At 42.0% G+C, this 12,838-nt stretch carries 12 protein-coding genes; all 12 read left to right on the top strand.

What is annotated here, in order from left to right:
* The first annotated feature begins 68 nt into the window (after window positions 1-68).
* A complete protein-coding gene (spoIIP, locus tag G6R08_RS01770; protein WP_163526409.1) occupies window positions 69-1,232 on the top strand; it encodes a stage II sporulation protein P in 1,164 nt (387 codons plus the stop codon).
* Window positions 1,233-1,248: 16 nt separating this feature from the next.
* Window positions 1,249-1,500 (top strand): hypothetical protein, encoded by a 252-nt coding sequence (locus tag G6R08_RS01765; protein ID WP_163526408.1) that lies wholly within the window; start codon window positions 1,249-1,251, stop codon window positions 1,498-1,500.
* Window positions 1,501-1,711: 211 nt separating this feature from the next.
* Window positions 1,712-3,526, top strand: a complete 1,815-nt coding sequence (gene lepA, locus G6R08_RS01760) for a translation elongation factor 4 (RefSeq protein ID WP_420810363.1) — start codon at window positions 1,712-1,714, stop codon at window positions 3,524-3,526.
* A 64-nt stretch (window positions 3,527-3,590) separates the two neighbouring features.
* Entirely contained in the window at window positions 3,591-4,730 is a 1,140-nt protein-coding gene (gene hemW / locus G6R08_RS01755; RefSeq protein ID WP_163526406.1) for a radical SAM family heme chaperone HemW, read from the top strand.
* Window positions 4,731-4,829: 99 nt separating this feature from the next.
* Window positions 4,830-5,846, top strand: coding sequence for a heat-inducible transcriptional repressor HrcA (gene hrcA, locus G6R08_RS01750; protein ID WP_163526405.1), 1,017 nt, complete (start codon window positions 4,830-4,832; stop codon window positions 5,844-5,846).
* Window positions 5,847-6,042: 196 nt separating this feature from the next.
* Window positions 6,043-6,591, top strand: coding sequence for a nucleotide exchange factor GrpE (grpE, locus tag G6R08_RS01745; protein WP_163526404.1), 549 nt, complete (start codon window positions 6,043-6,045; stop codon window positions 6,589-6,591).
* A 37-nt stretch (window positions 6,592-6,628) separates the two neighbouring features.
* Complete coding sequence (gene dnaK, locus G6R08_RS01740) at window positions 6,629-8,458, top strand: molecular chaperone DnaK (RefSeq protein WP_163526403.1); 1,830 nt, start codon at window positions 6,629-6,631, stop codon at window positions 8,456-8,458.
* A 144-nt stretch (window positions 8,459-8,602) separates the two neighbouring features.
* Window positions 8,603-9,730 carry a molecular chaperone DnaJ gene (dnaJ, locus tag G6R08_RS01735; protein ID WP_163526402.1) on the top strand — a complete coding sequence of 376 codons (1,128 nt, stop codon included), beginning with the start codon at window positions 8,603-8,605 and terminating at the stop codon, window positions 9,728-9,730.
* A 116-nt stretch (window positions 9,731-9,846) separates the two neighbouring features.
* The gene (prmA, locus tag G6R08_RS01730) at window positions 9,847-10,791 is read left to right on the top strand and encodes a 50S ribosomal protein L11 methyltransferase (protein ID WP_163526401.1); all 945 of its coding nucleotides are present in this window, start codon (window positions 9,847-9,849) and stop codon (window positions 10,789-10,791) included.
* A 3-nt stretch (window positions 10,792-10,794) separates the two neighbouring features.
* The gene (locus G6R08_RS01725) at window positions 10,795-11,550 is read left to right on the top strand and encodes a 16S rRNA (uracil(1498)-N(3))-methyltransferase (RefSeq protein ID WP_338035419.1); all 756 of its coding nucleotides are present in this window, start codon (window positions 10,795-10,797) and stop codon (window positions 11,548-11,550) included.
* 100 nt (window positions 11,551-11,650) lie between these two features.
* Window positions 11,651-12,322: a deoxyribose-phosphate aldolase gene (deoC, locus tag G6R08_RS01720; RefSeq protein WP_163526400.1), complete on the top strand. Its 672-nt coding sequence runs from the start codon at window positions 11,651-11,653 to the stop codon at window positions 12,320-12,322.
* A 325-nt stretch (window positions 12,323-12,647) separates the two neighbouring features.
* Window positions 12,648-12,821 (top strand): 30S ribosomal protein S21, encoded by a 174-nt coding sequence (gene rpsU / locus G6R08_RS01715; protein ID WP_079530318.1) that lies wholly within the window; start codon window positions 12,648-12,650, stop codon window positions 12,819-12,821.
* The last annotated feature ends 17 nt before the right edge of the window (window positions 12,822-12,838 follow it).

The raw sequence follows: 12,838 nt of genomic DNA, 5'->3' as shown, positions 1-12,838 counted from the left end.
TTCGTTCTATGATTCCTCTCTCTAACATACCATTTACTAGAGTTTAAAATAGGGAGAGGATCAGAGCGATGTCACCGATCAAAAAACATCCAAAAAACGGTCGAAATTACATAAAACGCTGGTCTAAGTGGCTTGTCTTATCATTAGTCATTTTGTTGCTATTATTTATTGGGATCGGTATTCTTACCGGGGCCAAAACGACGTATCGCCTTTATTCGGAAACCATTCAAAACTTTACTACCCAGTTAGAAGGCAGTGACTTCTTATACTTGTTTGAAATGGAAAATAAAATTTATGCCAATGCTCATCCGGAAGGGGCAGACTTGCCAAGTCTTTCGCATTTATCGTTTCAAATGCTGACGAGCGTGACCCCAAAAGACCCACGAAGTCTGCTAGGTCGTGAAATACCAGGATTGTCTTCCTACAATAGTGAAATTATTATTGCCGGGGAAGGAACCAATTACACAAACTTGCCGGTCGAATCAACGCCACCACTAGATGTCGTTCTACGTGACAGAGATGCTGTGGAACCTGAACAAAAAGAGGAGACGGACCCGCCTCCGAAAATAGAGAATAAACCAAGTACGGGAGAGCGTGATGTTGTTTTTATTTATTCTTCCCACAATCGAGAGTCCTTTTTACCGCATTTGCCTGAAGGTACGGAGGAAGCTTATCACGATGAAGTTAATATTACTAAAGTAGGGGAGCGGCTTGCAAAAGGGCTCGAAGCTAATGGAATTGGTACAAAGGTTAACCAAAAAGATATTATGAAGGCAGCGAGTGAGCAAGGAATTGGCTCGTATAGCGCTTCAAGAAACGTTGTAGAAGCAGCTTTGGCTTCAACCAAGGAGATCAAATACACATTTGATCTACACCGGGATAGTATGCCGAGAGATGTAACGACAACTACAATCGATGGGGAAACCTATGCTAAGGTCATTTTCGTAGTCGGTGCAGAACATAAAGATTATGAGGAAAATTTAAAGGTCGCTACAGAACTTCATAAAAGGATTAAAAAGCAGTATCCAACACTTAGCCGTGGTGTCATCACCAAGAAAGGAAGCGGCGTTAACGGAGTATATAACCAGGATTTATCAGATAAAGCCGTGTTAATTGAATTTGGCGGGAAACATAACAGTCTTGATGAGGCGTACCGGACAGCAGATGCAATGGCAGAAGTGTTTAGTGATTACTACTGGCAGCAAGCGGAAAAAGTTTCAACAGATTCATAATCAGGGGAGGAACTGTATGAAGTGGCTTACGATCTTACTGCTTTGTATGTTATTATTCGCAGCCGGTGCTCTGTATGGAACGAGCCAATCCGTAACCGAATCAGATTCTGCTGAAGAAACAACTTTGGAATTTGGAAAGTCGTGCAATTCTGAGATAGCTGAAGAAGAAGCCCCCTTCATTGTTGATGTAGCAGTAGGGGCGGCAAAGGGAGTGGGGGCAGGTTTTGATTTAGTACTAATGTTTGTGTCGGATTTTGTGAAAACCTAATATCGATTAAAGCCGTCCAAGATGGGCGGCTTTGTTTTATGCTGGACACAATGTGCCGTTCTTAGTCGAACTTCTTCTGTCTTTGGTTTAGCCGAACTACCTCTAGCATCTCCCTGCACTCCCAGCTTTTGTTCTTTGCATTGAATATTCGTGCGCCTATTGCTATAATCAGGCTAGTTGACTGCGTGTGAAATTAGTAGGAGTGATGAAGTTGACAAGTCAATCTAGACAGGAAAGAGTCCGTAACTTTTCGATTATTGCCCATATTGATCATGGGAAATCGACGTTAGCTGACAGGATTCTTGAAAAAACAAGAGCTTTAACACAAAGAGAAATGAAAGAACAATTTTTAGATGCAATGGATCTTGAACGCGAACGGGGCATAACCATAAAACTTAATGCTGTTCAATTGAACTATACATCCAATGATCAACAGGATTATACGTTTCACCTAATAGACACCCCTGGACATGTCGATTTTACATACGAAGTGTCCCGCAGCCTCGCTGCATGTGAAGGAGCCATATTAGTTGTTGATGCTGCTCAGGGAATTGAAGCCCAGACATTAGCAAACGTATATTTAGCCTTGGAGAACGACTTGGAAATAATCCCGGTTATTAATAAAATTGATCTTCCTGGCGCAGATCCAGAGAGGATTAAGCAAGAGATCGAAGATGTGATCGGTATCGATGCTTCAGATGCCATCTTAGCATCAGCGAAAGAAGGGGTAGGGATAGATGAAATTCTAGAGCGAATCGTAACGGATATCCCTGCCCCCGAAGGGAATGGGAAGGATCCACTTAAAGCCCTTATTTTTGACTCGCTGTACGACTCGTATCGTGGAGTGGTGGCTTATACTTGTGTACGTGAGGGCTCTGTGAAAGTTGGAGATAAAATTAGGATGATGGCAACAGGGAAAGAATTTGAAGTAAATGAGGTCGGTGTTTTCAGACCGACACCAACATCCTTAAATGAACTTCATGTAGGTGATGTAGGATATTTAACAGCATCTATAAAAAATATTGGTGATTCGCGAGTAGGGGATACGATTACCTTAGCTGATCGACCAGCGGAAACTCCATTGCCGGGTTATAAAAAAATGAACCCAATGGTATTCTGCGGGCTGTACCCAGTGGATGCTAACAATTATAATGACTTAAGAGATGCGCTTGAGCGCTTGGAGTTAAACGATTCATCACTTCAATATGAAGCAGAAACCTCCCAAGCCCTGGGATTCGGCTTCCGTTGCGGGTTTTTGGGAATGCTTCACATGGAGATTATTCAAGAACGGATTGAGCGTGAATACAAGATTGATCTGATTACGACAGCTCCAAGTGTAATTTATAAGGTCGCCTTAACGGATGGAGAAGAAATTGAAGTAGATAATCCGTCTATGATGCCTGATAATCAAAAGCTTGAGGATGTTCAGGAACCGTTTGTTAAAGCAACTATTATGGTGCCCAACGATTATGTAGGGCCTGTAATGGAAATTTGCCAGCGCAAACGCGGGAATTTTATGGACATGCAATATCTTGATGATAATCGGGTGAATGTGGTCTACGAAATTCCATTGTCTGAAATTGTGTATGATTTCTTTGATTCGTTGAAGTCACAGACGAAAGGTTATGCTTCATTTGATTATGAGTTGATTGGTTATCGAACATCCAATCTTGTAAAAATGGATATTTTGCTAAATGGTGATACCATCGATGCTCTTTCTTTCATCGTTCACCGTGACTTTGCCTATGACCGTGGTAAGATTATTGCTGAAAAGTTAAAAAAACTCATTCCGCGTCAACAATTTGAAGTGCCTGTCCAGGCGGCTATCGGCAATAAAATTGTTGCTCGTACTACAATTAAAGCGATGAGAAAAAATGTATTATCCAAATGTTATGGCGGTGACATCTCTCGTAAGCGTAAACTTCTTGAAAAACAAAAAGAAGGGAAAAAACGTATGAAGATGGTCGGTTCTGTAGAAGTACCGCAGGAAGCATTTATGTCTGTATTAGAAATTAATGATGATTAATAAGAGCAGGTAAAGACCGCAGGAGGCCACTTCTTGCGGTTTTCCTTATGAAAGGTGGAACACCATGACAATCTCCTCCGCATATATTCACATTCCTTTTTGCCAACAGATCTGTCATTATTGTGACTTTACGAAGTTCTTTTATAATGAACGATTAGCAGATGAGTACTTAGACGCTCTTTATCAAGAGATACACGCATACATTCCCGGTGAGAAAGCCAAAGTGAGGACGATTTTTGTTGGTGGAGGAACGCCAACCGTAGTTACTCTCAATCAGCTGGAAAAACTATTGAGCATGATTGATGAGCACTTTGACATTCCAGCGTGTGAAGAATACACGTTCGAAGCTAATCCTGGAGATTTGGACTTCGAGAAAGTGAAACTTCTTAAAGCTTTCGGCGTTAATCGAATTTCGTTAGGCGTTCAGGTTTTTGATGATGACATGCTTGAAAAAATCGGCAGGGTACATCGTGTCAAAGATGTGTATACGAATGTTGACCGTCTCATCCAAGCAGGCCTTACGAATATTAGTATTGATTTGATGTATGCCTTACCGGGACAAACAGTGGGAGCATTTGAGGAAACAATTGACGAGGCTCTCCAATTCGGACTTCCGCACTATTCATCTTACTCGCTTCAAATTGAACCAAAGACAGTTTTTTATCAACGGTATAAGAAAGGAACACTCGTAAAACCTCCTGAAGATGATGAGGCAGAAATGTATGAGTTGCTGCAAAGGAAGCTTGCGAGTCAGGGGATCGACCAGTATGAAATAAGCAATTTTGCTAAGCCTGGTTTTGAGAGTAAGCATAATTTGACATACTGGAATAATGAGTATTACTACGGCATTGGAGCAGGGTCCCATGGCTACATGCCAGGCAAACGTACAATAAACATCCGTCCTTTACCGGCATACGTGAAACAAGCAATGGCAAATGGCCGCCCTATTCTGCATGAAGAGCCGGTAGGACTGAAAGAGCAAATGGAAGAAGAGATGTTTCTAGGTTTACGTAAAGTAAGCGGTGTTTCTTTAGCACGTTTTGAAGCTAAATACTTCCGCACTATTGATGAAGTATTTAAAGATGCCGTACCTGCATTAAAACAACGCGGACTCTTGGCAGAGGGTGATGGCTTCCTTTGGTTAACAGATAAAGGGAAAATCCTAGGGAATGAGGTATTTCAGGAATTTTTACTGGATTCGTGAAAAATCAAAGGAAATTCGTTGACATCTCAACACCCTTTTGATAATTTATTATTAGATTTAGCACTCACTTAATTCGAGTGCTAACAGAGGTGATCATCGATGTTAACTGATAGACAATTGTTAATCTTGCAAGTGATTATTGATGATTTCATCCTGACTGCTCAGCCGGTTGGCTCGCGGTCAATTTCAAAAAAAGAAGCTGTAACCTATAGTTCAGCCACCATACGTAATGAAATGGCAGACCTTGAGGAAATGGGGTACCTTGAAAAAACCCATTCCTCATCGGGACGGGTACCATCAGAGAAAGGTTATCGCTTTTATGTCGATCATCTTTTATCTCCACTGCGATTGTCTAATGGAGAGATAAAAACGATCAGAGAAGCATTTAAGGACCGTATGATGGAATTCGAACGGGTCGTGCAGAAATCAGCCGGGATCTTATCGGATATGACTAATTATACGTCGATCATTCTCGGTCCCGAAGTATTCGAAACAAAGTTGAAGCAACTGCAGATTGTACCGCTCAATGGACAGTCTGCGATCGCGATTTTAGTGACGAATACAGGTCATGTGGAACACAGAGCTTTCAATGTTCCTGTTGAAATGAAGCCAGCTCAGCTTGAAAAAATGGTCAATATCTTAAATGATCGTTTGCGCGATGTTCCATTAGTTCATTTGCATGAAAAACTCCAACTTGAAGTTCGGGAGTTAGTCAAGGAGCATATGGATGAGCAGGCATTCAGGTATATGCAAGCTGCATTGATGGATGAACAGCCAGCTAAGCTTTATATTGGAGGAAAAACCAATATACTTACACAGCCTGAATTTAAGGACCTTGAGAAAGTACGTTCGCTCTTTGCTACAATCGAGCAGGAAAATGAAATGGCAGATTTGCTGAGATCAGGCGACCAGGGTCTTCATGTACGTATAGGGCATGAGAATCCTTTTGATGCTATGCAAAACTGCAGCCTGATCACGGCAAGCTATACTCTTGGAAATGAGCAGGTAGGGACGATTGCTTTGCTTGGTCCAACACGTATGGAGTACAATCGGGTGATTTCATTGTTAAGTGTTTTATCCAAGCATATGACAGAAACGTTTAAAGGGTGGTATTGATACCTTTAAGTTATGTATGGATGATGGGATGAAAGGCTCCCATCGCTTCTTTTTGTCTGTTGCTTTTTAGGACGGGCAGGGGCGACCATCTAATTGTCAGCACAAAGAATTTAAATCTGGCCGCCTTTGCTTTTCTTCGGATATTTTTTCATGTTATAGTCAATAACGGTAAATAAGAATCAAGGAGGTGAAAGTCGTGGAAGAGAAAGATCAGCAAGAACAAGAAATTATTGAACCAGAAACTGATGAACAAGCAGTTGAATTTGATAGGGAACAGTCAGAGACTGAGGAATCTTCTGATGAGCTGGCTCAGATTAAGCAAGAGAAAGAGGAAGCTCAGAACCGTTTGCTCAGACTTCAGGCTGATTATGATAATTTTCGCCGCCGAACTTCAAAAGAAAGAGAAGCGGACAGAAAATATAGATCTCAATCAATCGTTGAAGAGCTAATCCCGGTCCTTGATAACTTTGAAAGAGCTTTGCAAGTCGAAGTGGATGGGGATGCGGCCCAGAACTTTGCGAATGGAATGAAAATGGTGTACGACCAATTCCAAGCTGCTCTTGAAAAAGAGGGTGTGGAGGAAATCCCGGCTCAAGGGGAAGAGTTTGATCCGAATTTACATCAAGCAGTGATGCAAGTTGAGGACGACAACTTTGAGTCTAATGTAGTTGTAGAGCAACTGCAAAAAGGCTATCGTTTAAACGATCGGGTTATCCGCCCGGCTATGGTAAAAGTAAATCAATAAATTGTTAAGATAATTTGTTAGAGGAGGATACACTACTATGGGTAAAATTATTGGTATTGACTTAGGTACTACAAACTCTTGTGTGGCAGTAATGGAAGGCGGGGAAGCGAAAGTAATCCCTAACCCGGAAGGAAACCGCACAACGCCATCTGCTGTTGCATTTAAAAATGGTGAACGTCAGGTAGGTGAAGTAGCCAAGCGTCAGGCAATCACCAACCCAAACACAATTCTTTCTGTTAAACGTCATATGGGTACTGATTATAAAGTTGAAGTGGAAGGTAAAGAATACACTCCACAAGAAATTTCTGCTGCTATTCTTCAGTACATTAAGGGTTATGCTGAAGACTACCTTGGTGAAACAGTAGAGAAGGCTGTTGTAACTGTTCCTGCATACTTCAATGACGCGGAACGTCAAGCTACCAAAGACGCTGGTACAATTGCCGGTCTTGAAGTAGAACGTATTATCAATGAGCCTACAGCAGCTGCACTTGCGTACGGAATTGATAAAGAAGACCAGGATCAAACAATTTTAGTTTATGACCTTGGTGGCGGTACGTTTGACGTATCTATCCTTGACATTGGTGAAGGTACATTTGAAGTTGTAGCTACAGCTGGTGACAACCGCCTTGGTGGGGATGACTTTGACGAAGTGATCATGGACCACATGGTAGCAGAGTTCAAGAAAGAGAATGGAATTGACCTTTCACAAGACAAAATGGCTAAACAGCGCCTGAAAGATGCTGCTGAAAAAGCTAAAAAAGATCTTTCCGGTGTAGCTCAAACACAAATTTCTCTACCATTTATTACTGCTGGCGAAGCTGGACCGCTACACTTAGAAATGAATCTAACTCGTGCGAAATTCGAAGAGCTTGCTTCTGATCTAATTGAACGTTCCATGAAGCCAACTCGCCAGGCAATGAAAGATGCTGGCATGAGCTCAAGCGATATTCATAAAGTACTTCTTGTCGGTGGTTCCACTCGTATCCCAGCTGTACAAGAAGCGATTAAGAAAGAGGTAGGAAAAGATCCTTCCAAAGGGGTTAACCCGGATGAAGTTGTAGCACTTGGTGCGTCTATTCAAGGTGGAGTACTGCAAGGGGACGTTAAAGATGTAGTTCTTCTTGATGTAACACCACTGTCACTAGGCATTGAAACAATGGGGTCTGTTACAACAAAACTAATTGAACGTAACACAACCATTCCTACAAGTCATTCTCAAGTGTTCTCTACTGCGGCTGACAATCAAACAGCTGTTGATATCCATGTCCTTCAAGGTGAACGCGAAATGGCTCAGGACAACAAAACACTTGGACGCTTCCAGCTGACTGATATTCCGCCAGCTCCGCGTGGTGTTCCTCAAATCGAAGTAAGTTTCGATATTGATGCGAACGGTATTGTCAATGTACGTGCCAAAGACATGGGTACGAACAAAGAACAATCCATCACAATCAAGTCTTCTTCCGGCCTTTCTGATGAAGAAGTAGAAGATATGGTACGTCAGGCTGAAGAGAATGCGGAGGAAGATAAGAAGAAACGTGAAGCGATTGAACTTCGTAACGAAGCTGATCAGCTTATCTTCACGACAGACAAAACGATCAAGGATCTTGAAGATAAAGTAAGCGATGAAGAAAAGCAAAATGCCGAAACAGCTAAAGAAGAGCTTCAAACAGCTCTTGAAGGCGAAGATCTTGATCAAATTAAAGAGAAAAAAGAAGCACTGCAAGAGCAGGTTCAAAACTTATCTGTTAAGCTTTATGAACAAGCACAGCAGCAAGCAGAAGCTGCTCAGGGTGAACAGTCAGATGCTGAAGAAGATGTAGTTGACGCTGACTACGAGGAAGTAAACGAAGACGAAAATAAAAAGTAAGCAGCTTGAAAGAAAAGTCAAAGTCAGGATCTTCTTGACTTTGACTTTTTTCACGTATGTCTTAATAATGAACTATTTGCTTAAAACTGAACTAGAATGTTAATATAAATCTTATGTAATAGCGCCTGGGAGAGTGATCAACAAGTGAGTAAACGTGATTATTATGAAGTGCTAGGTGTATCGAAGGATGCTTCTCAACAGGAAATTAAGAAGGCCTATCGTAAACTAGCACGTAAATATCACCCAGATGTCAGTGAAGAAGAAAATGCATCTGATAAATTTAAAGAAGCCAAAGAAGCTTATGAAACTTTGAGTGACCAACAAAAACGTACACAATATGACCAATTTGGTCATGCTGGTCCGCAAGGTCAAGGATTTGGCGGTTTCGGAGGCGGCGGTGAAGACTTCGGCGGCTTCGGCGATATTTTCGATATGTTCTTCGGCGGAGGGGGGCGTCGGCGTGACCCTAACGCTCCACGCAAAGGGGCCGACCTCCAGTATTCTATGACGCTTCAGTTCGAGGAAGCCATTTTTGGAAAGAGTACAGATGTTGAGATTCCTGTCGAGGAAACGTGTGATACATGTGAGGGGTCGGGTGCTAAGCCTGGCACTTCTCCTGAAACTTGTTCACACTGTCAGGGAAGCGGACAGATTAATCAAGAGCAAAACACACCATTTGGCCGTGTTGTGAACCGAAGAGTGTGTCATCATTGTCAAGGAACCGGACAGATCGTTAAAGATAAATGTAATACTTGTGGTGGAGATGGCCGTGTAACGAAACGAAACAAAATACACATCGATATTCCTGCAGGTATTGACGAGGGACAGCAAATTCGTGTGCCTGGCAAAGGAGAAGCTGGTGTAAACGGCGGTCCTGCTGGGGATCTGTTCGTTGTGATTCGTGTGCAGCAGCATGAATTTTTTGAGCGCGAACAGGACCACATCTTTTGTGAAATCCCGTTAACATTTGCCCAAGCTGCCCTAGGTGATGAAATTGAAGTGCCGACTGTGCATGGAAAAGTTAAACTTAAGGTGCCGGCTGGAACTCAAACAGGTAAGACGTTCCGTTTGAAAGATAAAGGTTCTCCAAATGTCCATGGCCGTGGCCATGGAGATCAGCACGTCAAGATGCGTGTCATTACACCAAAGAATTTGACAGACCGTCAGCGTGAGCTGATTAGGGAATTTAGTGAAATCAGTGGTAATGAAGTAACGGAAGAGCAGCATGGTAATTTTTTTGAACGAATGAAACGTGCATTTAAAGGTGAATGAGGCTGTTAATGAAAGAGTGTCTGGACGTGGATAAATCGGTAGCTTGTGAATACTACCTGTGCCAAAGTTCCTGGCACTCTTTTTGTACATAATCCTAAAAAAGTGAGTTGATCAATATGAAGTGGTCGGAAGTTTGTATTCACACCACCAATGAAGCCATTGAACCCGTTTCGAACATCTTGCATGAGTCAGGGGCAAGCGGTGTAGTGATAGAAGATCCTCAGGATATGAACCAAGAGGAAACGGGATTTGGTGAAATCTATGAACTGAATCCAGAAGATTATCCTGAGGAAGGAGTCTATGTTAAGGCCTATCTGCCAGTCAATAGCTTTTTATCTGAAACGGTTGATGCGATCAAACAATCGGTAAATAATTTAAAGATATTTGACATTGACATTGGCCATAATGATGTAACCCTTACCGAAATTCATGAAGAAGACTGGGCTACAGCCTGGAAGAAATATTATAAACCAGTAAAGATTTCTGAAAAGATTACAATTATCCCTACATGGGAAGACTATACCCCTGTACAAAGTGATGAGTTAATAATCGAAATGGATCCTGGAATGGCATTCGGAACAGGGACGCATCCCACCACAGTCTTGAGCTTGCAAGCTCTTGAACAGTATTTAACGAAAGGTGACATTGTTCTCGATGTAGGGTCAGGCTCAGGGGTGCTGAGCGTAGCTTCTGTACTGCTAGGTGCTGACCATGTCCATGCATTCGATCTTGATGAAGTGGCCGTGAAAAGTACAATGAATAACGCTGAATTAAATCAAGTGGCACATCAGGTAACATCGACTAAAAATAATCTTTTACAAGGTGTTACTATTGAACCAGGCTTAATTGTATCGAATATACTGGCGGAAATTATTGTCCAATTTGTAGATGACGCCTACCGTCTGCTGCAGCCAAATGGTTATTTTATCACTTCAGGAATCATTGAGGGAAAGAAGGAATTGGTAAAAAATCGGCTTCAGAAGGCTGGGTTTGAGGTCATTGAGACGAACAGAATGGAAGATTGGATTTCTATTATTGCTAAAAAGCCGGATATAAGGTGATTGATGATGCAGCGTTATTTTGTAGATCGAACCAGTTGGGAAGATGAAGGCGTTGCCATTACAGGAAACGATGTCCATCATATGACAAGAGTCATGAGAATGCAGGAAGGGGATACTTTTATTTGTGTTCATCCTGATCATGGCCCAGCTCTATGCGAGATCGATAAGATCAACGCAGGCGAGAAGGTGTCAGGTACTGTCAGGGAATGGCTTGCGGAAAATAAAGAACTACCCGTAAGAGTTACAATCGTTCAGAGTCTTGGTAAAGGGGATAAACTTGAACAGGTTGTTCAAAAAGGGACGGAACTTGGAGCTTACGATTTTATTCCTTTTGAAGCGGAGCGTTCGGTTGCAAAGTGGGACGCAAAAAAAGCAAAGAAGAAGGTTTCCAGGCTCGAAAAAATCGCCAAAGAAGCGAGCGAACAATCTGAACGATCCAGCATTCCCGAAATATCTGATGTTATGGCTATGACAGCTCTGATCAAAAAGAGCCATCAGTATGACGTGAAACTGATCGCCCATGAAGAAGAAGCACGATCTGGAAACCATCACTCATTGGCAGATCAGTTACAGCGAGTAACCAGAGGAAAGAGGGTGATTGTTGTATTTGGACCAGAGGGTGGATTTACATCTGAAGAAGCGGAACAACTCTTGTCGGCAGACTTCCATCCGGTACGATTAGGACCGAGAATATTGCGAATGGAAACCGCTCCGCTATATTTTCTATCTAGTTTATCCTATCAACTAGAAGAACAATAATGGACATTTTATAAAAGCCCTTTCATGCTGCTCGCTTTTTTGAAAGCGACATGCTATTATAAGGTAGATGTACGGACAACTAAACGAAGGGATGAACTCTATGGGACAAAATTTAGCAAAAATGATAGATCATACACAGCTCAAACCAGATACTTCCAAAGATAAGATTACCGAGATTTGCCATGAAGCAAAAGAATATGATTTTATGTCGGTCTGTGTAAATCCTTACTGGGTGGAATACAGTTCACAATTACTACAAGGTACAGATGTAAGGGTATGTACAGTTATTGGGTTTCCTCTAGGGGCGACAACGACAGAGACAAAAGTGTTTGAAACACGCCAGGCTATTAAGAATGGTGCTACAGAAGTGGACATGGTGATCAATGTTGGCGAATTGAAATCAGGAAATACAGAAGCTGTCCAGGCTGATATTGAAGCTGTTGTAAATGAAGCCAAAGGTAAAGCCTTAGTAAAGGTTATTATTGAGACTTCTCTGCTGAGTGATGAAGAAAAAGTTACAGCTTCACAGTTAACTAAAGATGGCGGAGCGGATTTCGTTAAAACCTCAACAGGTTTCTCAGGTGGTGGCGCAACGGTTGAAGATGTCAGCCTGATGCGCAAAACTGTCGGTCCGGATTTAGGTGTAAAAGCTTCTGGCGGAGTACGTGATTACGAAGGAGCACGAGCTGTCATTGAAGCAGGAGCAACTCGTATTGGGGCAAGCGCAGGTATCGCCATCATCAACGGAGGCACTGGAACATCTGATTATTAGAGTGTGAAAGCTGGTTGCGATAAAGCAAGCAGCTTTTTTAATTGAAAGCTGAAGGCGAGATACTTCATGAAAAGGTAGGACCTGCTATTCAAATCAGGAAATTTAAAAAAATAACTTTTGAGTTGTAACAAGTTAAAAATTCCGCTCTGCTTTGAGGAATCGGCGATTTGAAGCAGAAGGAGCACCTAAGTTTCAAGAGATTTTAAAACATATGATTAATAAAAAAGTTGACCATAAATGACCTATATAATATAATTGTCGAAGGTGTGGGAGTTCTCTACACTATATAGAAACAGTTTTTTTGCTTTGGAGGGAGGGAAATAGCATGTCAAAAACAACTCGCGTCCGTAAAAACGAGTCTCTTGAAGATGCTCTTCGTCGCTTCAAGCGCGATGTATCGAAAAGCGGTGCATTATCAGAATATCGTAAGCGTGAATATTACGATAAGCCTAGCGTACGCCGTAAGAAAAAGTCTGAGGCCGCTAGAAAGCGCAAGTGATTAAAAGAGGGTGTTAA

The organism is Halobacillus ihumii, from assembly GCF_902726645.1.
Lineage (GTDB): Bacteria > Bacillota > Bacilli > Bacillales > Halobacillaceae > Halobacillus_A > Halobacillus_A ihumii.
The sequence above is the reverse complement of the archived record's forward strand: the minus strand, read 5'-3'. Positions and strand labels throughout refer to the sequence as shown.